The sequence below is a fragment of the Variovorax sp. V93 genome, assembly GCF_041154485.1.
GTDB lineage: Bacteria > Pseudomonadota > Gammaproteobacteria > Burkholderiales > Burkholderiaceae_C > Variovorax > Variovorax beijingensis_A.
Map to the genome: position 1 here is coordinate 4,448,893 of NZ_AP028669.1, position 22,969 is coordinate 4,471,861.

The following is a 22,969-nucleotide window of genomic DNA, read 5'->3' on the forward strand; positions in this document are numbered from 1 at the left end:
TGGTGCGGCAAGCGAACGCCATGCCGACGCCTCGGTGCTTGCAAGCAAAACCATAGTGAGGCGCAATGCCAGTTTACAGCATGACCGGCTATGCCAGTGGCCAGAACGGCCCCGCCGGCAGCCACTCCGAAGCCGAAGCACGGCCTGCCGCCGCGGGCCGCCTCGGGGTCGAAATCCGCTCGGTCAACAGCCGCTTCCTCGACCTCACCTTCAAGTTGCCGGAGGAACTGCGCCAGCATGAAACCGCGCTGCGCGAGCTGCTCACGGGCAAGCTCAAGCGCGGCAAGGTCGAGGTGCGCGCCGCCATCGAGAACACCGCCCAGGCGGGCGTCGTCGAGCCCTCCGTCAAGCTGCTGCAGCGGCTCAACGGCGTGCAGGACGGCATCAAGGCCTGGCTGCCCGGCGCCCGCGAACTGAGCGTGGCCGACGTGCTGCGCCTGGCCGGCGGCGACAGCGCCATGCGCGGCGACTGGGGCAGCGACCTGCTCGAGGTGGCCGGCAAGGCGCTGGATGCGCTGATGTCGGCCCGCCAGCGCGAAGGCGCGCGGCTCGCCAAGATGCTGGAGGCCCACCTGGCCCAGTTGCGCACCCTGGTCGAACAGGCCGGTCCGCTGATCCCGCAGCTGGTCGAGCAGCAGCGCGCTCGTTTCCTGGAGCGCTGGCAGGAAGCCATGGGCCTGACCGGCGGCACCCTGCCCGAGGCCGCCCAGGACCGCGCGCTGACCGAGGCAACCGCCTTCGCCATCCGCATCGACGTGGCGGAAGAGCTCACGCGCCTGAATTCGCACCTCGACGAGATCGAGCGGCTGCTCAAGAAGGGCGGCGAAATCGGCAAGCGGCTGGACTTCCTGATCCAGGAACTGCATCGCGAGGCCAATACACTGGGCTCCAAGTCGGCGGCGCTGGAGCTCACCCGCATCGGCGTGGACATGAAGGTGCTGATCGAGCAGATGCGCGAACAGGTACAGAACATCGAATGAGCGAGCGAATGGACTATCCAGGCAACATCTTTGTCGTGGCGGCACCGAGCGGTGCCGGCAAATCGAGCCTGGTCAAGGCGCTCATGGAGCTGGACACGGCCGTCCAGCCCTCGGTTTCCCACACCACCCGGCCGCCGCGCGGGCAGGAAAAGCACGGCCGGGAGTACTTCTTTACCTCGCCCTCCGAATTCGACGCCATGATCGCGGCGGACGGCTTCGTGGAATGGGCCCACGTGCACGGGCACCGGTATGGCACCTCCAAGAAGGCCATCGAGGAGCGCATTGCCCAGGGGGCCGACGTCATCCTGGAAATCGACTTCCAGGGCGCCATCCAGATCCGCAAGACCTTCGCCAATGCGGTCATGATCTTCATCCTGCCGCCCAGCTGGGAAGAACTGCGCTCCCGGCTGGAGCGGCGCGGCGAAGACAGCGCGGCCGTCATCGAGCTGCGCCTCAAGAACGCCGCCGAAGAAATGGCCCGGGCGGGGGAATTCGACTTCGTTATAATCAACGAGTTATTTGAGCGCGCGCTTTTCGATCTCAAGGCGATCGTCCACGCTCAGCGGCTTCGGTATTCTGCACAGCGCCGCGCACGTGCCGACACATTCGCCGCCCTGAACATCCCCTGATTTCCTGCTCACCGACCGAAAGATTCCATCATGGCCCGCATCACCGTCGAAGATTGCCTGCTTCAGATCCCCAACCGCTTCCAGCTGGTCCTGGCCGCCACCTACCGTGCGCGCATGCTGAGCCAGGGCCATGCACCCAAGATCGAGAGCAAGAACAAGCCCGCCGTCACGGCCCTGCGCGAAATCGCCGAAGGCAAGATCGGCCTCGAAATGCTCAAGAAGGTGCCGGGCTGATCGTTGTTCTGACGCAGCCCTGCAACGAAAAGGCACCGCCGAGCGGTGCTTTTTTTACGTCTGGACGCGTCCATAGAGCGGTCACGCTAAAGTGGTAGCCATGAGCGCGGTTGCCAAACATCAGTCCCATGCCCCCGCGGGGGGCACGCCCAAGCCGAGTCCGGCGGCGCTGAATGCGGCTGCCGCGAGCTTTGCCGCGCTGACCGCCAGGCTCGACTACCTGAGCCCCGAAGACACCGAGCTGGTCCGCCGCGCCTACCGCTTTGCCGACGAAGCCCACCTGGGCCAGCTGCGCAACAGCGGCGAGCCCTACATCACCCACCCCATCGCCGTGGCGGCGCAGTGCGCCGAATGGAAGCTCGACGCCCAGGCGCTGATGGCCGCCCTGCTGCACGATGCCATCGAGGACTGCGGGGTCACCAAGCCCGAACTGATCGAGCGCTTCGGCGCGCCGGTGGCCGAACTGGTCGACGGGCTCACCAAGCTGGACAAGCTGCAGTTCAATACCCGCGAGGAAAACCAGGCCGAATCGTTCCGCAAGATGCTGCTGGCCATGGCGCGCGACGTGCGGGTCATCCTGGTCAAGCTGGCCGACCGCACGCACAACATGCGCACGCTCGACGATGCGCCGCGCGAGAAATGGGCCCGGATCTCGCGCGAAACGCTCGAGATCTACGCGCCCATCGCGCACCGGCTGGGCCTGAACCAGACCTACCGCGAACTGCAGGAGCTGTCGTTCCGCCACCTGAAACCCTGGCGCTATGCCACCCTGTCCAAGGCCGTGGCCAAGGCGCGCGGGCGCCGCCGCGACCTGATCCAGAAGGTGCAGCGCGAGGTCGAGACCGCCTTTGCCAACGCCAACATGACGCTGCGCATTGCCGGACGCGAAAAAACGCTCTATTCGATCTACCGCAAGATGGAGGAGAAGCACCTGAGCTTCGCCCAGGTGACCGACATCTACGGCTTTCGCCTGATCGTGCCGAACGTGATCGCCTGCTACACGGGCCTGGGCATCCTGCACCAGATGTACAAGCCGCTGCCGGGCAAGTTCAAGGACCACATCGCGATCGCCAAGCTCAACGGCTACCAGTCGCTGCACACCACGCTGGTGGGCCCGGCCGGCGTGAACGTGGAATTCCAGCTGCGCACCGAGGCCATGCACGTGGTGGCCGAATCGGGCGTGGCGGCGCACTGGCTCTACAAGGCGGCCGAGCCGAATGCGGCCAGCAACGACCGGCTCGGCACCAAGTGGCTGCAGTCGCTGCTCGACATCCAGGACGAAACCCGCGACGCCGCCGAGTTCTGGGACCACGTCAAGGTCGACCTGTTTCCGGACGCCGTTTATGTCTTCACGCCGAAGAGCCAGATCCTGGCACTGCCGCGCGGCGCCACGGTGGTCGACTTTGCCTACGCCATCCACAGCAACATCGGCGACCACACCTCCGCGGCACGCATCAACGGCGACCAGGTGCCGCTGCGCACGGAGCTCAAGAACGGGGACGTGGTCGAGGTCATTACCGCGCCCGTGTCCACGCCCAATCCCGCGTGGCTCGGCTTCGTGCGAACCGGCCGGGCGCGCTCCAAGATCCGCCACTACCTGAAGACCCTGGCCCATGCCGAATCCGAAGGCCTGGGCGAGAAGCTGCTGGCGCAGGCGCTGCGCGCCGAAGGCCTCAGCAAGCTGCCGGCCGAGGATGCCGAGCACCAGGCGCTGTGGGAAAAGCTGCTGCGCTTCACGGGCAACCGCACGCGCGCCGAGCTGCTGACCGACATCGGCCTGGGCAAGCGGATTGCCAGCATCGTGGCAAAGCGGCTGGTGGCCATGCTGTCCGAACTCGGCGAGCGGCCCGATGCGCTGCTGCTGAGCCGCGAGCGCTTCATCTCGCACGAAACCATTTCCCAGGGCGCCGTCACGCTGGACGGCAGCGAGAACTCGTCGGTGCGCTTTGCGCTGTGCTGCCGGCCGATTCCGGGCGACGAGATCATCGGCTACCTCGGCCATGGCGAAGGGCTGGTCGTGCACACCGAGTCCTGCGGCGTGGGCCAGCGCCTGCGCCACAAGGACAGCGAGCGTTTTTTCGCGGTCGAATGGGCGGACGAACCGACCCGCACCTTCGAAACCGGCGTGGTCATCACGGTGCGCAACGACAAGGGCGTGCTCGCGCGCGTGGCCGCGACCCTGGCGGACGCCGAAGCCGACATCACGCACGTCGAAATGGCCGACGAGACGCCGCAGGATTCGACCGACCTGCGCTTCGTGATTGCCGTGCGCGACCGCACCCACCTCGACAGCGTGCTGCGCGCCGCGCGGCGCACGGCCTCGGTGCTGACCGCCGCAAGAACGGTTCCCGCGCCCTGACCGGCGGGCAGGAAGGCTAGCGCGCCGTGCCCGCGCCCGGTGGCGCCGGATAGCTGACCGACAACAGCTCGACCTCATGGGCACCGCCCGGCGTCACGAGCTTCACCACGTCGCCTTCACGCGACTTGAGCAGCGCGCGGGCGATCGGGGAAATCCAGCTGACCTGCGACTGCGCGCTGTCCGCCTCGTCGATGCCCAGGATCGTCACGCTGCGCTCGTCGCCGGTCTCGTCGACATAGCGCACCGTCGCGCCAAAGAACACCTGGTCGCTGCCATGATGGACCGAGGGATCGGTCACTTCGGCGATTTCGAGCCGCTTGGTGAGAAAACGGATGCGCCGATCGATCTCCCGCAGCCGCTTCTTGCCGTAGAGATAGTCGCCATTCTCGGAGCGGTCGCCGTTCTTGGCGGCCCAGTGCACCGCCTCGACAACCTTCGGCCGCTCTTCGTCCATCAGCTGAAGCAGTTCGTCGCGCAGCCGGGCATAGCCGGCCGGCGTCATGTAGTTCTTGCTGCCGCTCGGCAGCGCGGGCGCGGTGCTTTCGCCGCCGTCGTCGTCACCGTCGCTCTCGGTTTCCTTGGTGAATGCTTTGCTCAAGGCAGAACCCCTGAATTTAGAAAGGCTCGCAACGCCAGACTCCCATTTTCTTCAACCCATGTCCGAACGCTTGCAGTCGAAGACCACACCTTGCTCGACGGCTCGCACGGCAGGCACCTTGTTCACGAAGGCTACATCGGCACTCATCAGACGCCACTCGGCTGCCTTGAACAATTTGAAAAGACTCGTGACTTCAACGCCTGCTGCCGGGATGGAATTGAAGACATAGACGGGCTCTCCGGACTGACTGTCCTCCATGCTCACCAGATCCGCTCGCAGCTTGCCCATGGTTTCCGTGTCCTTTGTCCTGAAGCGCACGACGTCCATGTTGACGGTGCGAGAGTGCTCGTCGATCGCAATCCTGCGGACCCGGTTGAAAGGCGCTGCGGCCCCACTGCCTGCGGCCGGGACACAGGTAATGGTCCCTGCCGATGCAGAGCCAGCTGCCAGGGACAGCAAGAGGAGCTGGAATACAAGCCGCTTTACCCGAATACCCATGGTCGCTGCGCCGTTTGATGATGGCCGAGCCCGGACTCTAGCGCCAAGCGGCTGGGCCCGCATTCCACAGGCCACAGCCGTCATTGAGGAACACGAAGAACAAGAAGCGCGCTGCAGGCAGGTCTGACCCGACTCTCCAAAAGAAAATGGCCTAGAAGGGATAAACCTTCTAGGCCATTCAAGAGAGTGGTGCGGCTGGCAGGAATTGAACCCACGACCCCTTGGTTCGTAGCCAAGTACTCTATCCAACTGAGCTACAGCCGCACAGCTATCGATTATAGCATCCATTTTTGGCCCTTGGCGGACCAAGCTCAGAAATGAATGCAGGTGGTAGGCCGTGATGGGCTTGAACCATCGACCAACGGATTATGAGTCCGCTGCTCTAACCAGCTGAGCTAACGGCCCACGAGAGGCCACGATTCTATTCGCGGCGCCGCTCACTTGCGGTGGCTCAGCGCATTGCTGACCAGCCGCGAGGTGATGTCGACGATCTGGATCATGCGCTCATAAGGCATGCGGGTCGGGCCGATCACGCCCAGCGTGCCCACCACCTGCCCGTCGACCTCGTAGTTGGCGCTGACGATGGAAAGCTCCTCGATCGGTACCACCTGGCTCTCGCCGCCGATGAAGATGCGCACACCCTCGGCCTTGCTCGACACATCGAGCAGACGCATGAGCTGCGCCTTCTGCTCGAAGAGCTCGAAGGCACGGCGCAGCTGCCCCATGTCGCTCGAAAAATCGGTGACGGAAAGCAGGTTGCGCTCGCCGGATATCACCACGTCGTCTTCCTGCGCCTCGGTGAGCACTTCGGAACTGACCTTGACCGCCGCCTGCATCAGCGCGGCAATCTCGCCACGCAGTTTTTCGACTTCGGACTGCAGGCGGTCGCGCACCTGCTCGATGGTCAGGCCCGCGTAGTGAGCATTGATGTAGTTGGATGCTTCCACCAGCTGCGACTGCGTGTAATCGGCCTCCGGAAAGATCACGCGGTTCTGCACGTCGCCGTCGGGCGAAACGATGATCACCAGCAGCCGCCGGTCCGAAAGCCGCAGGAACTCGATCTGCTTGAAGACCGAAGCCCGCCGCGGCGCCATGACGACGCCGACGAACTGCGACAGGTTGGACAGCAGGTTGGCCGCGTTGGCAATCACCTTCTGCGGCTGGTCTGGCGCAAGGCTTGGTGTGTTCATCTGCTCGCGCTGCGCCGTGAGCATGGTGTCGACGAACAGCCGGTAGCCGCGCGCGGTGGGAATGCGTCCGGCCGAGGTGTGCGGGCTCGCGATCAGCCCCAGCGACTCCAGGTCGGACATGACGTTGCGGATGGTCGCGGGAGACAGGTCAAGGCCCGGGGCGCGCGACAAAGTCCGCGACCCGACCGGTTGGCCTTCGGCGATATAACGCTCGACCAGCGTCTTGAGGAGCAACTTGGCACGGTCGTCCAGCATTGCAAGATTTTAGTGTTGTAATTTGTAGATGACTTCCCGCTTTCGTCACGTCGCGCTGATCGGCAAATACCAGGCTTCAGGCGCCCGGGCGCAGGCCGATGCCCGCGACGGCGTGATGGAAGATATCGGCGCCTTCCTGGAATCGCAAGGGTGCGAGGTGTTCGTCGAAAAATCGGCGGCCGAGGAGGCCGATGCACACGCCAGCGTCGGCGGCCGCTACCAGCCGCTGAGCGTCGAGGAAATCGGCCAGCGCTGCGATCTGGGCCTGGTGGTGGGAGGCGACGGAACCATGCTGGGCATCGGCCGGCAGCTTGCCTGCTACGGGATCCCGCTGATCGGCATCAACCGCGGCCGGCTCGGGTTCATCACCGACATTCCGCTGGACAACTACCAGGCCACGCTGATTCCGATGCTGGCCGGCGAATACGAGGAAGACCACCGCAGCCTCATGCATGCGCAGGTGATGCGCGACGGTGCCTCGGTGTTCGATGCGCTGGCCATGAACGACGTGGTGGTCAACCGCGGCGCCACCTCGGGCATGGTCGAGCTGCGCGTTTCGGTGGGCCGGCATTTCGTGGCCAACCAGCGCGCCGACGGCCTGATCATCGCGTCGCCCACGGGTTCGACGGCCTATGCGCTCTCGGCCGGCGGGCCGCTGCTGCATCCGGCGGTGCCGGGCTGGGTGCTGGTGCCCATTGCGCCGCACACGCTGTCGAACCGCCCGGTGCTGCTGCCCGACGCCGACGAGATCGTGATCGAACTGGTGGCGGGGCGCGACGCCAGCGCCAATTTCGACATGCAGTCCTTGGCATCGCTCGCGATCGGCGATCGCGTGGTGGTGCGCCGATCCGACTTCCGCGTGCGCTTCCTGCACCCACGCGGGTGGAGCTATTTCGACACGCTGCGCAAGAAACTTCACTGGAACGAAGGGGGCTCCTGACATGGCGCTGCGACGCATCGCATTGCGCGACTTCGTGATCGTGCGATCACTCGAACTCGACCTGTCGGCAGGTTTCACGGTATTGACCGGCGAGACCGGCGCGGGCAAGTCGATATTGATCGATGCGCTCCAGCTGGCGCTCGGCAACCGGGCCGACGCGAGCGCGGTGCGCGAAGGCGCCGAACGGCTCGACGTCAGCGCCGAATTCGACGCCGACCCGGCGCTTGCGGCCTGGCTCGATGAGGGCGGATTCGAAACCGGCGACGCCCTGCTGCTGCGCCGCACCGTCGACCTGCAGGGCCGCAGCCGCGGCTGGATCAACGGCAGCCCGGCCACCGCCACCCAGTTGCGCGAGCTCGGCGACCGTTTGCTCGACATCCACGGCCAGCATGCATGGCAAAGCCTGACGCGCCCCGAGGCCGTGCGCGGCCTGCTCGACGCCTATGCCGGCGTGCGCACCGATGCGCTGGACGCGGCCTGGCAGAGCTGGCGCCAGGCGCTTTCCGCGCTCGACCATGCGCGCTCGGCACAGGACTCCCTGCTGCGCGAACGCGAGCGGCTGCAATGGCAGATCGCCGAAGTCATGAAGCTGGCACCGGCCGAGGGCGAGTGGGAAGAGCTTTCGACCCAGCACGCGCGCGTCTCCAATGCGCAGGCGCTGATCGACGCGGCGCAGGGCGCGAGCCAGGCGCTCGAAGACGATGACAACGGCGCCCTCGCCGCGCTGTCGCGCGCCGTCACGCTGCTGCAGAACTGCGAGCACATCGAGCCCGAATTCCGCGCCCTCGGCGAGGTGCTGGCCTCCAGCGTCGCCCAGGCTTCCGATGCCGCCCACACGCTGCACAGCTACCTGCGCGACGCTGAGGCCGATCCCAAGCAGCTGGCCGAGCTCGACGAGCGCATGGGGCTGTGGATGTCGCTCGCGCGCCGCTATAAACGCACGCCGGACGACCTGCCGGCGCTGCTGGCCGGCTGGCAGGCCGAGTTGCAGGCGCTCGACGCGCAGAGCGATCTCGCAGGCCTGGAGCGCGCCGAGCAAGCTGCGCAGCAGGCCTACATGAAGGAAGCCAAGGCGCTCGCCAAGGCGCGCAAGCTGGCCGCCCCGCGGCTGTCCGACGCGGTCACGCAGGCGATGCAGGGGCTTGGCATGCAGGGCGGGCGCTTCGAGGTCGAGCTGCAGCCGCTGGCGCAGCCGGGCCGCGCGGGTCTCGAAGACGTTGCCTTTCTCGTGAGCGGCCATCCCGGGAGCACGCCGCGCCCCATCGGCAAGGTGGCTTCGGGCGGCGAACTCTCGCGCATCGCCCTGGCCATCGCGGTCACGACCAGCCAGCTCGGCGCCGCGCAGACGCTGATCTTCGACGAGGTCGATGCCGGCGTCGGCGGGGCCGTGGCCGAGACCGTGGGCCGCCTCATGAAGCAGCTCGGGCGCGATCGCCAGGTGCTGGCGGTCACCCATCTGCCGCAGGTCGCCGCCTGCGCCGACCACCACCTGGTGGTGGCCAAGCGCCAGACCACGGCCATCGGCCAGGACGGCCCGCGCACCGAAAGCGGCGTCTCGCGGCTCGACGACGACACCCGCGCCCGTGAAATCGCCCGCATGCTCGGCGGCGAGAAGCTTTCCCAGACCTCGCTGGCGCATGCCCGTGAAATGCTGGGCCACAAGACTTCGGCGGCGCTGTGATGGACCTCGACCTCGTGCTCATCACCGGCATGTCGGGCTCGGGCAAGTCGGTGGCGCTGCATGCGCTGGAAGACGCCGGCTACTACTGCGTCGACAACCTGCCGCCCGAACTGCTGACGGCCTTCATCGCGCTGCAGCACGAACAGCAGGCCACGCGCGTGGCCATTGCGATGGACGTGCGCAGCGGCGTGTCGCTGCCGATCGTCCCGCAGCAGCTCGAGGCCTTGCGGCAGGACGGCGTGTCGCTGCGCTCGCTTTTTCTCGACGCGACCACCGACGCACTGCTGCGGCGCTATTCGGAAACCCGCCGGCGCCATCCGCTGTCGCGCCAGGAGGGCCGCAACGACGTGCCCGAACAGGAGCGCGTGCTGGTGCAGGCCATCGAACTCGAGCGCGAGCTGCTGGCCGACCTGCGCGACGGCGCCGACGTGATCGACACCAGCCTCATCCGGCCGGCCCAGCTGCAGAGCTACATCAAGGCACTGATCTCGGCGCCGCAGAGCAGCGCATTGACGCTGGTGTTCGAATCCTTCGCCTTCAAGCGCGGCGTGCCGCTGGATGCCGACTACGTGTTCGACGTGCGCATGCTGCCCAATCCGCACTACGTGCCCGCGCTGCGGCCGCTCACGGGGCGCGATGCGCCGGTGGTCGAATGGCTGCGCGAGCACGACGACGTCGCGCGCATGTACGACGACATCGAGCAGTTCCTCTCGCGCTGGCTCGATGCGCTGGCGCGGGACCATCGCAGCTACGTGACCGTGGCCATCGGCTGCACGGGCGGCCAGCACCGCTCGGTGTTCCTGGTCGAGCAGCTCGCGCGGGCCTTCGGAGCCCGCTGGGTCGCCCTCAAGCGGCACCGCGAACTCGACGCGGGCTGAGCCCGTGTCCGCCGGCTAGTCCGCGCTGCTCTCGAGCAGCTTGCGCATCGGCGCCGGCAGCCCCAGCCGGCCCCACTCCTGGGCATCCACCCAGCGTGCGGCATCGCCTTGCGGCTGGCTGTCCTGAAGCAGGACCGGGTGCAGGTGCAGGTCCTTGTGGGTCAGCACATGCACGAAAGGGGGCAGGTCCCGGGCGCCCGCCAGCGCCGCCGGCGGCAGCGCGGCCAACAGCGCTTCGCGGCTCTCGAACACGGGCGGGCAGTAGAGCCCGGCCCAGATGCCCTTGGCCGGCCGCTTCTCCAGCCAGACCCGGCCTTGCGCATCGCGCGCGAGCAGCGCCCAGAGCGACTGGGCGCTGCGCTTGAGCTTGCGCGTCTTGACCGGGTAGCGCTCCGGCTGGCCTTCGCGCAGCCCCACGCATGTCTTGTTCAGCGGACAGATCATGCAGCTTGGCTTGCGCGGCAGGCAGACCGTGGCGCCCAGGTCCATCACGCCCTGCGTGTAACTCGCGATCGCTTCCTTCTGTTCGGCCGGCGGCAGCAGCCGGGTGGCCCGGTCCCACAGTGCGCGTTCCTGCGCCGACGAAGACATGTCGCCGCCGAAGCCGAGCACGCGCGTCAGCACGCGCTTGACGTTGCCGTCGAGAATCGCGACCCGCTCGCCGAAGCAGAAGGCCGCGATCGCCGCGGAAGTGGAGCGGCCGATGCCGGGCAGGGTCTCGAGCTCGGCGGCCGTGCGCGGAAATTCGCCGCCGAAGCGCGCCACCACCTCCTGCGCACAGCGGTGCATGTTGCGGGCACGGCTGTAGTAGCCCAGGCCGCTCCAGAGCCCGAAGACCTCGTCCTCGGTGCCGTCGGCCAGCGCCCGCACGGTCGGAAAGCGTTCGAGAAAGCGCGCGAAGTACCCGAGCACGGTCGAGACCTGGGTCTGCTGGAGCATGATCTCCGACAGCCACACGCGGTAGGGATCCCGCGTGTTCTGCCAAGGCAGCGCGCTGCGCCCGTGGCTGCGCTGCCAGGCCACGACGCGCTCGGCAAAATCGGCCGGCGCCTGGGGCTGCACGGCCGCAGCCGGCACCGGACGATCAGGCCGCCGCACGCAGCTCGCCGACGGCGGCAGCGGCTGCCGGCCTTCCCTGTTGCGCAATGGCCGAGGTGAATTCATGGAGCCGAAGCTGCAGCTCGGCCAGGCTGCTTTCTTGCTGGGCCAGCTCGAGCAGTCGTTCATCGAGGTTGCCAGCCGCATTCTGGATGCGCTCGATCGCCTCGATGCGCTTGCTGAAATTGCGGCGGCGCTCCTTCAGCTGCGCATCGATCTGGGCGCTGGCGCCCTTGCTCCAGCGCTCGACCTCGGTCATGGCCGCTTCGTTGACCAGCCGCAGCCGGCTTGCGAGCGCCCGCACCAGCTTGTCGCAGAAGTCCGCCTGCGCGAGCTTCAGCAGATTACCCACGCCCAGGTAGTGGATGTGGCTGCGCTCGATCTGGCTGAGCTCCTGCTCGAAGCTCGTCAGGTCGGGCTCGGCGGGCGCCTGCAGGGTAAAGCCCTGCTCCGCGTTGAGCTGGCGGAACGTGGCGTGCAGCATCGACTGGATCTCGGCCGTCGTCGCCTGCACTTCGCGCAGGTTGTTGCGCAGCGAGTCGAAGGTCTCGCCGTACACCTTGCGCACGTTGAACTTGACGCCCGGGCGCTTGAGCGCAGCCGAAAGCCGCACCATGTCTTCCTTCAGCGCAGTGCGGCCGAGCACGGCGTACACCTCGCGCAGCAGCTTGCCCTGCACGGAACGCAGCGCAAGGATGCGCGTGTTGCTGCCCTCGAACTCGGTCTGTTCCTGGTCGATGCGCGCGCGCATGTGCCGGATGACCGACACGTTCTTGCCGCGCAATCCCTGCAGCTCGAGCGCCTGCTCCGACAGGTCGCGCTGGCGCACTTTCAGGATGCGCTCGGCCTCGGTCCGCAATGCCACCATGCCGGCATCCACCGCGAGCCGCAGCATGGTTTCGCGCTTGCCGAGCACGCCTTCCGCGAGCAGCGTCTCGAAGGCCGGCAACCGGCTCGCGTCGAGCAGCCGCGCATCGCGCTGGATCTTTGCCTGCAGGCCCTTCTGCGCCGACACCGGCAGCACCTGCACCAGCGGCACCTCGAGGAACTTGGCCGCGACCTCGCGCTGGCGTTCGATCTGCAGTTCGATCTGCGCGGGCGTGCTCAGCGAGTCCCACATCGTGTCGATCTTGTTGAGCACCACGAAGCGCGTGTCGCTGCCTTCGCTTTCGGTGACCAGGTGCTCGCGCCAGATCGACAGGTCGGAGCGCGTGACGCCGGTTTCGGCGCCCAGGATGAAGACCACGGCATGCGCCTGCGGGATCAGGCTCACCGTGAGTTCGGGCTCGGCGCCGATGGCGTTCAGGCCCGGGGTGTCGAGAATCACCAGCCCCTGCTCCAGCAGCGGATGCGGCATGTTCAGGATGGCATGGCGCCAGCGCGGAATCTCGACCCGGCCCTCGGCGTCCTGCACGGGGTTGTCGTCCGGCGTCTCCTCGTTCCAGAAGCCCAGCGCGTGCGCCTCGTCCTTGCTGACCCAGCGCACCTCGGCCACCTTGCTCATGGCCTGGGCCAGCTGGTCGGCATTGGCCACGTCGATCGCGATTTCGGTCCAGCGCGCGGCCTTTTCGCGCCAGTGCGTAAGCGAATGGGGCTCCAGGCGGGTCTCGATCGGCAGCAGCCGCAGCTTGGGCGACAGCGCGGCGTCGTAGCCCAGCTCGGTCGGGCACATCGTGGTGCGCCCGGCGCTGGCCGGCATGATGCGGCGACCGTAGGCCGCGAAGAAGATCGCGTTGATGAGTTCCGACTTGCCGCGCGAGAACTCCGCCACGAAGGCCACCATGACCTTGCTGGTGCGGATCTGCAGCTCGAGGCCGCGCAGGCGCTCGGCCACCGCCTGGTCGAGCAGCTCGTTCTCGGTCAGCCAGCGGGACAGCCACTGCAGGCGGTGCGCGAAATTGCTTCGCCAGGCACCGTGCTGATCGAGTTGTTGATTGAAAGAGCGGCTCAAGGGAAATATGTAAGAAAGAACTTACAAATATAGCATTGCAAACTGGGAAGCAGGCGATTGCAGGATATGCCAACCTGGCGGCTAAGACACTATTTTTGACAATTCGGACAATAGTAAGTGGAACGCTGCCCCTGGCGCAGCAGCCGGATCGGCGTTGCGCAGACCCGACAGGGCTCGCCGGCCCGCCCGTAGACGGTGGCCTCGAGCTGGAAATAGCCGTTCTGCCCGTCCACATTGGAAAAGTCGCGCAGCGTGCTGCCGCCCTTCTCGACCGCCCTGGCCAGGATTTCGCGCACGGCCGCATGGAGCCGGGCCGCCCTCGGCCGGCTGATGCGCGCAGCCGAAAGCGTGGGCCGGATGCCGGCCTGGAACAAGGCCTCTGACGCGTAGATGTTTCCAACGCCCACCACCACGTCGCCCGCGAGCAGCACCTGTTTCACCGCGGCCTTGCGCTTGCGAAGGCCTGCGTGGAACGCGTCCAGGTCGAAAGCGTCGCCCAGCGGCTCCATGCCGAGGCCGCCGAGCAGCTTGATGGCCCATGGCGCGGCCTCGTCTTCCACGTAGACCACGGCGCCGAAGCGGCGCGGATCGTTCAGCCGCAGCGTGCCGAGCTCGGTCACCAGATCGAAGTGATCGTGAACGCCCGGCGGAGGCAGCGCCGCATCGAAGCGCAGGCTGCCCGACATGCCCAGGTGCAGCAGCAGCAGGCCGCGGTCCAGGTCGATCAGCAGGTACTTTCCGCGCCGGCGCACCTGCAGCACGCGGCGCCCGACCAGCGCCTCGGGCACCACCATCAGCGCCCAGCGCAAGGGCTTGCCGATGCGGACCGCAGCTATGCGTGCACCGGCGATGCGTTCGGCAAAACCGCGCCGCGTCACTTCGACTTCAGGAAGCTCAGGCATGAAATAAAAACTCCGGGCTGCGACGAAGCCCCACGCGGTGCTCGCTCAAAAGCTTGGATTATTATGGTTCGATGATTCCATCGCTCCGCCGACACCGCCTTGCGGCGGCCGCGTCTTTCGTCGTGTTGCTGGCTTGTGCCGCCCAGGCACAAAGCTCCGATCCCGCCGCGCCCAAGGGCCCGGCCCCCGCCATCGAACGGCCGGCACCATCCCGCCCCGGGACCAGGCCGGCGCCGGCCGCAGCCGCAGCCGCCGCGAAGCCGGCCGGCGACCCCGAGGCCCAGCCCTCCGCACTGACGGCCGAGCTGTTCTACGAAATCCTGATGGGCGAGATGACTGCGCGCTCCGGCGATCCCGGATCGGGCTATGCGCTGGTGCTCGACGCGGCCCGGCGGCTGCGCGACGGCAAGCTGTTCCAGCGCGCGGTCGAGATCGCGCTGCAGTCGCGCTCCGGCGACGCGGCGCTCGCGGCCGCTCGTGCCTGGCAGGAGACGCTGCCCAACTCGCGCGATGCACGGCGCATCGAGCTGCAGATACTGATCGCGCTCAACCGCATCGGCGAAACGGTGGAGCCGCTGCGGGCCGAGATCGCCGCCACGCCGCAGATCGAGAAGCCGATGCTGATGGCGGTGATCGCGCGCAACTACTCGCGCGCCTCCGACAAGAAGCAGGCCGCCTCGGTGGTCGAGCAGGCGCTGTCCGACGAACTCAAGAGCCCGGCCACCGGCGCGCTGGCTTGGGCCACCATCGGCCGCATGCGTCTGAATGCCGGCGACACCTCCGGCGCCCTGGACGCCGCGTTCAAGGGCCAGCAGATGGACCCCGCCTCCGATGCACCGGCCGCGCTCGCGCTCGAGATGATCGACCCCGGCCAGCCGCTCGCGGAGCCGATCGTCACGCGCTACCTGGCCAACAACCCCAAGGCGCCACCCGACCTGCGCATCGCCTACGCGCGCGTGCTGGTCGAGAACCGGCGCTATGCGGATTCCACCGCGCAGCTGCAGGCGCTCACCGCGGCGCGGCCCGAACTGGCCGAGCCCTGGCTGCTGCTCGGCAGCCTGCAGGCGCAGGCCCGGCAGGACGCGGCGGCCGAAACGTCGCTCAAGCGCTACATCGAGCTGGCGGCCAACCAGAAAGACCCGGACGACCGCCAGCGCGGCACCACGCAGGCCTACCTCGTCCTCTCGCAGCTGGCGGAGCGCCGCAAGGACTTCACGGCCGCGGAGCGCTGGCTCGCACGCGTCGACAGCACCGACGACCTCGTGGTCGCGCAGACGCGCCGCGCGGGCCTGCTGGCGCGCCAGGGCAAGCTGCCGCAGGCGCGCGAACTCGTGCGCGGCCTGCCCGAGCGCACGCCCGAAGACAAGAAGCAGAAATTCCTCGCCGAAGTACAGCTGCTGCGCGATGCCAAGCAGTACCAGGCGGCCTACGACATGCTGGCGCAGGCTTCCGCCGCTGCCCCGAACGACAGCGACCTCGTCTACGACCAGGCCATGGTGGCCGAAAAGCTCAACCGCCTCGACGAGATGGAGCGGCTGCTGCGCAAGCTGATCGAGCTCAAGCCCGAGAACCAGAACGCCTACAACGCGCTCGGCTACTCCTTTGCCGATCGCAAGATCCGCCTCGACGAGGCCCGCACGCTGATCCAGAAGGCCGTGCAGCTGGCGCCTGAAGACCCGTTCATCGCGGACAGCCTGGGCTGGGTGGAATTCCGGCTGGGCAACACGACCGAGGCCATTCGCATCCTCGAGACAGCCTACAAGACCCGGCCCGACCCGGAAATCGGCGCGCATTTCGGCGAGGTGCTCTGGGCCACCGGCCAGAAGGACCGTGCGGTCACGATCTGGAAGGAAGCCCTGCTGAGCGATGCCGAGAACGAGACCCTGCAGGAAACGCTCAAGCGCCTGCGGGTCAAGCCGTGAGCGTGCCCGCCCCCCGCCTTGCCGACGGGGGCCGCCGCGCCCTCCTGCTCGCGGGCGGGGCCGCGCTGCTCTCGATCGCCGGCTGCGCCCAGCTGGCGGGCGGCTCCTCCGCACCCCGAAGCGCGGACAGCTGGAGCGGCCGCATGTCGCTGCGCATCGACAGCCAGCCGGTACAGACCTTCTCGGCATTGTTCGAATTGCGCGGCTCCCCCGAGGCGGGCGAGCTCTCGCTCACGAGCCCGATCGGCAGCACCCTGGCCCAGCTGCACTGGTCGCCCGGCGAAGCCCTGCTCAAGAATGGCAGCGAGATCCGGCGCTTCGACTCGGTCGATGCACTGATCGAGGCCGCCACCGGCGCGGCCATACCGGTCGGTGCGCTGTTCGGCTGGCTCGCGGGCCGCGACGAGCGCGTGCCCGGCTGGCGCCCCGACCTCGCGCAGGTTGCGAACGGCCGCCTGCAGGCCACCCGCGAGTCCCCCGGCCCCACGGCGGACCTGCGCATCGTCTTCGAGCGGTCATGAAGGCGATCTACGACCTTCCCGCACCGGCCAAGCTCAACCTCTTCCTGCACATCACCGGCCGGCGCGAAGACGGCTACCACCTGCTGCAGTCGGTCTTCATGCTGATCGACTGGTGCGACACGCTCCACGTCGAACTCCGCAGCGACGGCCAGCTCAGCCGTGAAGACCTCACGACCGAACTGCCGCCCGACGACCTCGTGCTGCGCGCGGCGCGGGCGCTGCAGGCGCATGCGGCGCCCGGCCAGGGCGCCCACATCGGCGTTGCCAAGCAGGTGCCGGCGCAGGCCGGCATGGGTGGCGGCTCCTCGGACGCCGCCACCTGCCTCTTGGCGCTGAACCGCCTGTGGGGGCTGAACCTGCCGCTCTCGCGCCTGGCCGAGATCGGCGTGAAACTCGGTGCCGACGTGCCCTTCTTCCTGGGCGGGCGCAATGCCTGGGTCGAGGGAATCGGCGAGAAAATCAGGCCCGTGGACATCCCTTCCGCACGGTTCGTGGTGGCCAAGCCACCCCAGGGACTCGACACAAAGCTAATTTTTTCTGCGCCCGACCTTCAACGTGCCACTCCTGTTGCTATAATCTCGGGCTTTGCTGCAGATAGCGAACAGCTTGAAGCCCCAAACCCCGAAAGCAGCGCTTTCAAGGTTTTCGACTTCGGCCACAACGACCTGCAGCCGGTTGCCCAGCGGCTTTGCCCCGCGGTCACCGACGCCATCGAATGGCTCGGCGCCCAAGGATTGAAAGCCCGGATGACCGGCTCGGGAAGTTCGGTTTTCGCGAAAATGCCGCAAGCGCCGCAGGAAGCGGAACTGGCAAAAGCCCCACCGGGCTGGCAGGTTCGCCAATGCAGCAACCTGGCCGTTCATCCACTTTGGGGATGGGCGACCTGAAGATAGTCGGACTCTCATGGGTCCGATGCGACATATCGGTTTGTGGCGAAAGCCATCGACCCGTGTAGGGGAGTCGCCAAGCTGGTTAAGGCACTGGATTTTGATTCCAGCATGCAAAGGTTCGAATCCTTTCTCCCCTGCCAAACTCTTCAAACTGCGGCCCACCGGCCGCAGTGCTTCTTTTGCAGCATGCCCGCTGCAATAATCGGTGGCCCTCGGGCTGCCACGACTCGAACTCTTTGGCGGCTTCCTAAAAGCCAATTCGCACTGCCGGGACGCGCTCATGCAGGCTAATCACCCTGATTTCATGGTTTTCACCGGCAACGCCAATCCTGGCCTCGCCGCAGAAATCGCGCAGAACCTCGGTACCTCGCTGGGTGCCGCGCGCGTTGGACGCTTCTCCGACGGCGAAGTCACCGTCGAGATCAACCAGAACGTCCGGGCGCGCGACGTGTTCGTGGTGCAGTCGACCTGCGCTCCGACCAACGAGAACCTGATGGAACTGCTGATCATGGTCGACGCGCTCAAGCGCGCCTCGGCCGAGCGGATCAGCGCGGTGATTCCCTACTACGGCTATGCCCGCCAGGACCGCCGCCCGCGTTCGAGCCGCGTGCCGATCTCGGCCAAGGTGGTGGCCAACCTGCTCGAAACCGTGGGCGTCGAGCGCGTGCTCACGATGGACCTGCACGCCGACCAGATCCAGGGCTTCTTCGACATTCCGGTCGACAACATCTATGCCTCGCCGGTGCTGCTGGGCGACCTGCGCCAGAAGAACTACGAAGACCTGATCGTGGTCTCGCCCGACGTCGGCGGCGTGGTGCGCGCCCGCGCGCTGGCCAAGCAACTGAACTGCGACCTCGCCATCATCGACAAGCGCCGTCCCAAGGCCAACGTGAGCGAGGTCATGAATGTGATCGGCGAAATCGACGGCCGCAACTGCGTGATCATGGACGACATGATCGACACCGCCGGCACGCTCGTGAAGGCGGCCGAAGTGCTCAAGGAGCGCGGTGCGAAAAGCGTCTACGCCTATTGCACGCACCCGATCTTCTCGGGCCCGGCCATCGAGCGCATCACCCACTCCGCGCTCGACGAAGTGGTCGTGACCAACACCATTCCCCTCTCCGACAGCGCCCTGGCGTGCGGAAAGGTCCGCCAGCTCTCAGTGGCACCGCTGATCGCCGAGACGATCCAGCGCATTGCCAAGGGCGAGTCGGTCATGAGTTTGTTCTCGGACCAGGACAACCTGTTCTGATCCAGGCAAAAAGCGGGCGCCACCTTCCTTTTTTCGGAATGGCGCCCTTGTTGAACCGGAGTCGCACTGGTCGCGGTGGACTCCTACAGGAGTAGTTATGAAATTCGTCGCTTTTGAGCGCGCCAAGCAGGGCACGGGTGCGAGCCGCCGTCTCCGCATCTCGGGCAAGACGCCCGGTATCGTCTACGGTGGTGAAGGCAAGCCCCAGCTGATCGAGCTCGATCACAACGCGCTGTGGCACGCCCTCAAGAAGGAAGCCTTCCACTCGTCGATCCTCGAAATGGAACTCGGCGGCGCCACCAGCAAGGTGCTGCTGCGCGACGTGCAGTACCACCCGTTCCGCCAGCTGGTGCAGCACATCGACTTCCAGCGCGTCGACGCCAAGACCCGCATGCACATGAAGGTGCCGCTTCACTACAAGGGTGAAGAAGAGTCCGACGCCGTCAAGCTCGACCACAACCTCGTGACCCACGTCATGAACGAACTCGAAGTCAGCTGCCTGCCGGCCGACCTCCCCGAGTTCATCGAGGTGGACCTCTCGAGCCTCAAGAAGAACGCCACGCTGCACGTGAGCGACATCAAGCTGCCCAAGGGCGTGAAGTTCGTGAGCCACGGCAAGCTGAACCCCGTCATCGTGTCGGCCGTGCCGCCGCTGGTCTCCGAAGAGCCGGCCCCCGCCGCCGAAGGTGCAGCACCTGCCGAAGGCGCAGCAGCAGCCGGTGGCAAGCCTGCCGCCAAGACGGCAAAGCCCGCCGCGAAGAAGTAATTTCCCTCGCGTCCCTGCAGAAGGCCCGCCTCGTGCGGGCCTTCTGCTTTTTGGGCGGCGAGATAATTCCCCTCATGATCAAGCTGTTTGTCGGCCTCGGGAATCCGGGGCCTGAATACGAAGCCACCCGGCACAACGCGGGCTTCTGGTGGATCGACGCCCTGGCGCGCGACTGGAAGCTCAACCTCGTGCCCGAGCGCAGCTACCACGGCCTTGCGGCGCGCGCGAACATCGACGGGCAAAGCGTCTGGCTGCTGGAGCCGCAGACCTTCATGAACCTGTCGGGCAAATCGGTGGGCGCGCTTGCGCGCTTCTTCAAGATCGCGCCCGAGGAAATCCTCGTGGTGCACGACGAGCTCGACGTGGTGCCCGGCCAGGCCAAGCTCAAGTTCGGCGGCAGCCATGCGGGCCACAACGGCCTGCGCGACATCCATGCGCAGCTGGGCACCGGCGACTACTGGCGCCTGCGCCTGGGCATCGGACACCCCGGCGTGAAGTCGGAGGTCATCAACTGGGTGCTCAAGAAGCCGCTCAAGGAACAGCGCGAAGCCATCGAGGACGCGATCGTGCGCACGCTGCACGCGGCGCCCGCGCTGGTGGCGGGCGAAATGGAAAAAGCCACCTTGATCATCCACACGAGCAAACCGCCCCGGCCCAAACCGCCGCGGCGGGAGCCCGGCGACGGAGGCACACCCGCTACAGCCTAGTCAGCCGGCCACGAGAGCGCGGGAGAGAAAAGAAAAGGGAGAGAAAAAGAAATGAAAAATAAGACCAGGGCCAGGAAAGCAATGGGTGCCGCCTTGCTTCTGGCGGCCTGCGGCACTTTCTGGATGCCCGTCGCGGCGCAGGGAAGGTCCGAGACCTACCGCTGCGGCAACACCTACACGGACCGTCCCTGCGAAGGCGGAAAGCAGCTGGCGCTGGACGACGCGCGCACCGAGGCGGACCGCCGCGCGGCCGATGCCGCCACGCGCCGCGCCGAGCAGCGCGCCGACCAGCTCGAGCGCATCCGCCTGTCGCAGGAAAAAGAGGCCTACGAGCGCAGCCGCCGCTCGGCGCACGATGCCCGGCAGGCCGCCATGGCCGAACGCCGGCTCGCGTCTTCCGAACAGCTGGCGCGGGCGCGCGCCCAGAGACTCGGCGCGGAACCCCGCAAATCGAGCCCGCGCTTCAGCGGTGCGGCCAACGACAGGCCTGCCGCCGCGCAAGGCAACAGCCGCAGGAAAAAGCGGAATGATTCAGGCGCCGGCTGAGGGCGCCTGAGGCGGCTCGGCGGCCGCGGCCTTTGCCTTGGCCGCGGCGAGCCGCTCGAACTTCTGCCAGAGCGTTTCGCGGCTTTCCACGTGCGCCGGGTTGATCGGGATGCACGCCACCGGGCAGACCTGCACGCACTGCGGCTCGTCGAAGTGGCCGACGCATTCGGTGCACTTGTGCGGGTCGATCTCGTAGAACTCCGCGCCCATGTAGATCGCATCGTTCGGGCACTCGGGCTCGCAGACATCGCAGTTGATGCATTCGTCGGTGATCATGAGAGCCATGCCCCGATTATCGCGAACAAGGCACGGTTGTTGCACGAGTCGGGTTATGCTGCGCCCCGCCCCATGAGCCTGTTCATTTTCAAGCGCCTCGCCACGCTGATCGGTACGCTGATCGGCGCCTCGGTCATCGTCTTCCTCGTCCTCGAGATCCTGCCCGGCAATGCCGCGCAGATGCTCATGGGGCCCGACGCCGCGCCCGAGGCGGTCGCCGCCCTGGCCACCAAGCTCGGGCTCGACCAGCCGGCCTGGACGCGCTACTGGCACTGGATCGCGGGCCTCCTGACCGGCAACCTGGGCGACAGCTACGCCTACAGCTCGCCGGTGCTCGACCTCATCCTCGAACGCCTCGCGCTGACCGTGCCGCTCGCGCTGCTCGCGATGGCCTTCACCACGGTGCTCGCGCTGCTGGTGGGCGTGACCGCCGCCGCGCGCCACAACAAGCTCGGCGACGTGGGCCTGATGGGGCTCACGCAGGTGGGCATCGCCATTCCCAATTTCTGGTTCGCGATCCTGCTGATCCTGGTGTTCTCGGTGCAGCTGCAGTGGTTCTCGGCCGGCGGCTTCGAGGGCTGGGGCGAAGGCATCTTCGCGGGCCTCAAGTCCCTGCTGCTGCCGGCGCTGTCGCTGGCGGTGGTGCAGGCCGCGATCCTCGCGCGCATCACGCGCTCGGCGGTGCTCGAGGTGATGCGCGAAGACTTCGTGCGCACGGCGCGGGCCAAGGGCGTTTCGCAACGCGCGGTGCTCTGGACCCATGTGCTGCGCAACGCGATGATCCCGGTGGTCACGGTCATGGGCATGCAGTTTTCCGAGCTGCTGGCCGGCACCATCGTGGTGGAGAACGTGTTCTACCTGCCGGGCCTGGGCCGGCTGATCTTCCAGGCCATCAGCAACCGCGACCTGATCGTGGTGCGCAATTGCGTGATGCTGCTCGCGGCCCTGGTGGTCATCGTGAATTTCGTGGTCGACGTGCTCTATGCCGTGATCGATCCGCGCATCAAGGCGAGCGACATATGACCGCGATAACCGCTCCGAGCGCAGCGGCGCTCAAGGTGCCGGGCTTCTGGCGCCGCGCGCTCAGGCACCGCAGCTTCGTGCTCGGCGGCGTGCTGACGCTGCTCCTGCTGCTGGCCGCCGCCGTCTCGCTGGTGTGGACGCCCTGGTCGCCCTACGAGATGGACATGGCCAGCAAGCTCAAGCCGCCCTCGGGCGCGCACTGGCTGGGCACCGACACCTTTGGACGCGACGTGGCCTCGCTGCTGCTCGTGGGCGCGCGGGCGTCCATCCTGGTGGGCGTCATCGCGGTGGGCATCGGCCTTGTCGTCGGCACGGCGCTGGGCCTGCTCGCAGCGGCGCGGCGCGGCTGGGTCGAGGAAGCGATCATGCGGCTCACCGATTTCTCGCTCGCGTTTCCGGCCATCCTGTCGGCCATCATGATGACGGCGGTGTTCGGCGCCGGCATCGTCAACGCGATCATCGCGATCGGCATCTACAACATCCCGACCTTTGCCCGCATCACGCGCGCCTCGGCCAATGCCATCTGGTCGCGCGAGTACGTGGCGGCCGCGCGCGCCTGCGGCAAGGGTTCGTTCGCCATCACGATGCAGCATGTGCTGCCCAACATCTCGGCGGTGCTGATCGTGCAGATCACGATCCGCTTCGCGATCGCCATCCTGGCCGAGGCCGCCCTTTCCTACCTCGGGCTGGGCACGCAGCCGCCGCAGCCCTCGTGGGGCCGCATGCTCAGCGAGGCGCAGACGATGATGTTCCAGTCACCGCTGCTCGCGGTGTTCCCCGGCATGGCCATTGCCATGGCGGTGCTCGGTCTCAACCTGCTCGGCGACGGGCTGCGCGACCTGCTCGATCCGCGCCTTGCGCGCGCCCGCTAAG

At 67.0% G+C, this 22,969-nt stretch carries 23 protein-coding genes and 3 tRNA genes; 17 read left to right on the forward strand and 9 right to left on the reverse strand.

The window, feature by feature from the left end; genetic code table 11:
• The first annotated feature begins 65 nt into the window (after positions 1-65).
• The 4 genes from ACAM54_RS21085 (at position 66) to ACAM54_RS21100 (ending at position 4,202) form a co-directional block, all read left to right on the forward strand.
• Positions 66-980: a YicC/YloC family endoribonuclease gene (locus tag ACAM54_RS21085; RefSeq protein ID WP_025569636.1), complete on the forward strand. Its 915-nt coding sequence runs from the start codon at positions 66-68 to the stop codon at positions 978-980.
• Between the two features lie 8 nt (positions 981-988).
• The gene (gene gmk / locus ACAM54_RS21090) at positions 989-1,609 is read left to right on the forward strand and encodes a guanylate kinase (protein ID WP_015867099.1); all 621 of its coding nucleotides are present in this window, start codon (positions 989-991) and stop codon (positions 1,607-1,609) included.
• A gap of 30 nt (positions 1,610-1,639) precedes the next feature.
• On the forward strand, positions 1,640-1,843 hold the full coding sequence (gene rpoZ / locus ACAM54_RS21095) for a DNA-directed RNA polymerase subunit omega (RefSeq protein ID WP_015867100.1): 204 nt from the start codon (positions 1,640-1,642) through the stop codon (positions 1,841-1,843).
• Positions 1,844-1,943: 100 nt separating this feature from the next.
• Positions 1,944-4,202 (forward strand): bifunctional (p)ppGpp synthetase/guanosine-3',5'-bis(diphosphate) 3'-pyrophosphohydrolase, encoded by a 2,259-nt coding sequence (locus ACAM54_RS21100; RefSeq protein ID WP_145740364.1) that lies wholly within the window; start codon positions 1,944-1,946, stop codon positions 4,200-4,202.
• A gap of 16 nt (positions 4,203-4,218) precedes the next feature.
• Here the strand turns inward: ACAM54_RS21100 and greB are convergent, their stop codons facing one another.
• The 5 genes from greB to hrcA all read right to left on the reverse strand — a co-directional run bounded on the left by greB (position 4,219) and on the right by hrcA (position 6,743).
• Positions 4,219-4,800, reverse strand: a complete 582-nt coding sequence (gene greB, locus ACAM54_RS21105) for a transcription elongation factor GreB (protein WP_145740363.1) — start codon at positions 4,798-4,800, stop codon at positions 4,219-4,221.
• A 51-nt stretch (positions 4,801-4,851) separates the two neighbouring features.
• Complete coding sequence (locus tag ACAM54_RS21110) at positions 4,852-5,298, reverse strand: hypothetical protein (RefSeq protein ID WP_145740361.1); 447 nt, start codon at positions 5,296-5,298, stop codon at positions 4,852-4,854.
• 187 nt (positions 5,299-5,485) lie between these two features.
• A tRNA-Arg gene (locus tag ACAM54_RS21115) sits at positions 5,486-5,562 on the reverse strand.
• 64 nt (positions 5,563-5,626) lie between these two features.
• Positions 5,627-5,703 (reverse strand) — tRNA-Ile (locus ACAM54_RS21120).
• 32 nt (positions 5,704-5,735) lie between these two features.
• Positions 5,736-6,743 carry a heat-inducible transcriptional repressor HrcA gene (gene hrcA / locus ACAM54_RS21125; RefSeq protein ID WP_145740359.1) on the reverse strand — a complete coding sequence of 336 codons (1,008 nt, stop codon included), beginning with the start codon at positions 6,741-6,743 and terminating at the stop codon, positions 5,736-5,738.
• 28 nt (positions 6,744-6,771) lie between these two features.
• Here hrcA and ACAM54_RS21130 point away from each other — a divergent pair, with 28 nt between their 5' ends.
• From ACAM54_RS21130 to rapZ, 3 genes are read left to right on the forward strand one after another with little or no spacing between them, the layout of a single operon-like run.
• Positions 6,772-7,683 carry an NAD kinase gene (locus ACAM54_RS21130; RefSeq protein ID WP_145740358.1) on the forward strand — a complete coding sequence of 304 codons (912 nt, stop codon included), beginning with the start codon at positions 6,772-6,774 and terminating at the stop codon, positions 7,681-7,683.
• A gap of 1 nt (position 7,684) precedes the next feature.
• Positions 7,685-9,364 carry a DNA repair protein RecN gene (gene recN / locus ACAM54_RS21135; protein ID WP_369648841.1) on the forward strand — a complete coding sequence of 560 codons (1,680 nt, stop codon included), beginning with the start codon at positions 7,685-7,687 and terminating at the stop codon, positions 9,362-9,364.
• Positions 9,364-10,242 carry an RNase adapter RapZ gene (rapZ, locus tag ACAM54_RS21140; RefSeq protein WP_145740354.1) on the forward strand — a complete coding sequence of 293 codons (879 nt, stop codon included), beginning with the start codon at positions 9,364-9,366 and terminating at the stop codon, positions 10,240-10,242. Before recN ends, rapZ begins: the two co-directional genes overlap by 1 nt.
• Positions 10,243-10,257: 15 nt before the next feature.
• Here rapZ and mutY read toward each other — a convergent pair whose 3' ends face one another.
• From mutY to mutM, 3 genes are all read right to left on the reverse strand, one after another.
• On the reverse strand, positions 10,258-11,319 hold the full coding sequence (gene mutY, locus ACAM54_RS21145; protein WP_192322467.1) for an A/G-specific adenine glycosylase: 1,062 nt from the start codon (positions 11,317-11,319) through the stop codon (positions 10,258-10,260).
• A 7-nt stretch (positions 11,320-11,326) separates the two neighbouring features.
• Positions 11,327-13,291, reverse strand: coding sequence for a dynamin family protein (locus tag ACAM54_RS21150; RefSeq protein WP_192322466.1), 1,965 nt, complete (start codon positions 13,289-13,291; stop codon positions 11,327-11,329).
• An 89-nt stretch (positions 13,292-13,380) separates the two neighbouring features.
• Complete coding sequence (gene mutM, locus ACAM54_RS21155) at positions 13,381-14,193, reverse strand: bifunctional DNA-formamidopyrimidine glycosylase/DNA-(apurinic or apyrimidinic site) lyase (RefSeq protein WP_145740350.1); 813 nt, start codon at positions 14,191-14,193, stop codon at positions 13,381-13,383.
• Between the two features lie 71 nt (positions 14,194-14,264).
• Between mutM and ACAM54_RS21160 the strand changes: the two genes are divergently transcribed.
• The 8 genes from ACAM54_RS21160 (at position 14,265) to ACAM54_RS21195 (ending at position 20,797) form a co-directional block, all read left to right on the forward strand.
• The gene (locus tag ACAM54_RS21160; RefSeq protein ID WP_369648842.1) at positions 14,265-16,115 is read left to right on the forward strand and encodes a tetratricopeptide repeat protein; all 1,851 of its coding nucleotides are present in this window, start codon (positions 14,265-14,267) and stop codon (positions 16,113-16,115) included.
• Entirely contained in the window at positions 16,112-16,636 is a 525-nt protein-coding gene (locus tag ACAM54_RS21165; protein ID WP_369648843.1) for a lipoprotein insertase outer membrane protein LolB, read from the forward strand. Before ACAM54_RS21160 ends, ACAM54_RS21165 begins: the two co-directional genes overlap by 4 nt.
• Positions 16,633-17,523, forward strand: coding sequence for a 4-(cytidine 5'-diphospho)-2-C-methyl-D-erythritol kinase (ispE, locus tag ACAM54_RS21170; protein WP_145740344.1), 891 nt, complete (start codon positions 16,633-16,635; stop codon positions 17,521-17,523). The genes ACAM54_RS21165 and ispE overlap by 4 nt, the downstream gene beginning before the upstream one ends.
• 66 nt (positions 17,524-17,589) lie before the next feature.
• A tRNA-Gln gene (locus tag ACAM54_RS21175) sits at positions 17,590-17,666 on the forward strand.
• Positions 17,667-17,806: 140 nt separating this feature from the next.
• The gene (locus ACAM54_RS21180) at positions 17,807-18,778 is read left to right on the forward strand and encodes a ribose-phosphate pyrophosphokinase (protein WP_145740342.1); all 972 of its coding nucleotides are present in this window, start codon (positions 17,807-17,809) and stop codon (positions 18,776-18,778) included.
• Between the two features lie 97 nt (positions 18,779-18,875).
• Entirely contained in the window at positions 18,876-19,544 is a 669-nt protein-coding gene (locus ACAM54_RS21185) for a 50S ribosomal protein L25/general stress protein Ctc (RefSeq protein WP_145740340.1), read from the forward strand.
• A gap of 74 nt (positions 19,545-19,618) precedes the next feature.
• On the forward strand, positions 19,619-20,251 hold the full coding sequence (gene pth, locus ACAM54_RS21190; protein ID WP_145740337.1) for an aminoacyl-tRNA hydrolase: 633 nt from the start codon (positions 19,619-19,621) through the stop codon (positions 20,249-20,251).
• A gap of 51 nt (positions 20,252-20,302) precedes the next feature.
• Positions 20,303-20,797, forward strand: coding sequence for a hypothetical protein (locus tag ACAM54_RS21195; RefSeq protein ID WP_369648844.1), 495 nt, complete (start codon positions 20,303-20,305; stop codon positions 20,795-20,797).
• Here the strand turns inward: ACAM54_RS21195 and ACAM54_RS21200 are convergent.
• Entirely contained in the window at positions 20,783-21,082 is a 300-nt protein-coding gene (locus tag ACAM54_RS21200; protein WP_192322461.1) for a YfhL family 4Fe-4S dicluster ferredoxin, read from the reverse strand. The genes ACAM54_RS21195 and ACAM54_RS21200 overlap by 15 nt on opposite strands.
• A gap of 63 nt (positions 21,083-21,145) precedes the next feature.
• Here ACAM54_RS21200 and ACAM54_RS21205 point away from each other — a divergent pair, with 63 nt between their 5' ends.
• Both ACAM54_RS21205 and ACAM54_RS21210 read left to right on the forward strand, forming a co-directional pair.
• Positions 21,146-22,096, forward strand: a complete 951-nt coding sequence (locus ACAM54_RS21205; protein WP_145740334.1) for an ABC transporter permease — start codon at positions 21,146-21,148, stop codon at positions 22,094-22,096.
• A complete protein-coding gene (locus ACAM54_RS21210; RefSeq protein ID WP_145740333.1) occupies positions 22,093-22,968 on the forward strand; it encodes an ABC transporter permease in 876 nt (291 codons plus the stop codon). Before ACAM54_RS21205 ends, ACAM54_RS21210 begins: the two co-directional genes overlap by 4 nt.
• The last annotated feature ends 1 nt before the right edge of the window (position 22,969 follow it).

Coding starts and splice junctions, on each gene's coding strand:
- ACAM54_RS21085 (WP_025569636.1), top strand. CDS start 66: ATGCCAGTTTACAGCATGACCGGCTATGCCAGTGGCCAGAACGGCCCC.
- gmk (WP_015867099.1), top strand. CDS start 989: ATGGACTATCCAGGCAACATCTTTGTCGTGGCGGCACCGAGCGGTGCC.
- mutM (WP_145740350.1), bottom strand. CDS start 14,193: ATGCCTGAGCTTCCTGAAGTCGAAGTGACGCGGCGCGGTTTTGCCGAA.
- ACAM54_RS21185 (WP_145740340.1), top strand. CDS start 18,876: ATGAAATTCGTCGCTTTTGAGCGCGCCAAGCAGGGCACGGGTGCGAGC.
- rapZ (WP_145740354.1), top strand. CDS start 9,364: ATGGACCTCGACCTCGTGCTCATCACCGGCATGTCGGGCTCGGGCAAG.
- ACAM54_RS21210 (WP_145740333.1), top strand. CDS start 22,093: ATGACCGCGATAACCGCTCCGAGCGCAGCGGCGCTCAAGGTGCCGGGC.
- ACAM54_RS21195 (WP_369648844.1), top strand. CDS start 20,303: ATGAAAAATAAGACCAGGGCCAGGAAAGCAATGGGTGCCGCCTTGCTT.
- pth (WP_145740337.1), top strand. CDS start 19,619: ATGATCAAGCTGTTTGTCGGCCTCGGGAATCCGGGGCCTGAATACGAA.
- ACAM54_RS21100 (WP_145740364.1), top strand. CDS start 1,944: ATGAGCGCGGTTGCCAAACATCAGTCCCATGCCCCCGCGGGGGGCACG.
- ACAM54_RS21200 (WP_192322461.1), bottom strand. CDS start 21,082: ATGGCTCTCATGATCACCGACGAATGCATCAACTGCGATGTCTGCGAG.
- ACAM54_RS21130 (WP_145740358.1), top strand. CDS start 6,772: ATGACTTCCCGCTTTCGTCACGTCGCGCTGATCGGCAAATACCAGGCT.
- rpoZ (WP_015867100.1), top strand. CDS start 1,640: ATGGCCCGCATCACCGTCGAAGATTGCCTGCTTCAGATCCCCAACCGC.
- ACAM54_RS21180 (WP_145740342.1), top strand. CDS start 17,807: ATGCAGGCTAATCACCCTGATTTCATGGTTTTCACCGGCAACGCCAAT.
- ispE (WP_145740344.1), top strand. CDS start 16,633: ATGAAGGCGATCTACGACCTTCCCGCACCGGCCAAGCTCAACCTCTTC.
- ACAM54_RS21160 (WP_369648842.1), top strand. CDS start 14,265: ATGATTCCATCGCTCCGCCGACACCGCCTTGCGGCGGCCGCGTCTTTC.
- ACAM54_RS21110 (WP_145740361.1), bottom strand. CDS start 5,298: ATGGGTATTCGGGTAAAGCGGCTTGTATTCCAGCTCCTCTTGCTGTCC.
- recN (WP_369648841.1), top strand. CDS start 7,685: ATGGCGCTGCGACGCATCGCATTGCGCGACTTCGTGATCGTGCGATCA.
- ACAM54_RS21205 (WP_145740334.1), top strand. CDS start 21,146: ATGAGCCTGTTCATTTTCAAGCGCCTCGCCACGCTGATCGGTACGCTG.
- hrcA (WP_145740359.1), bottom strand. CDS start 6,743: ATGCTGGACGACCGTGCCAAGTTGCTCCTCAAGACGCTGGTCGAGCGT.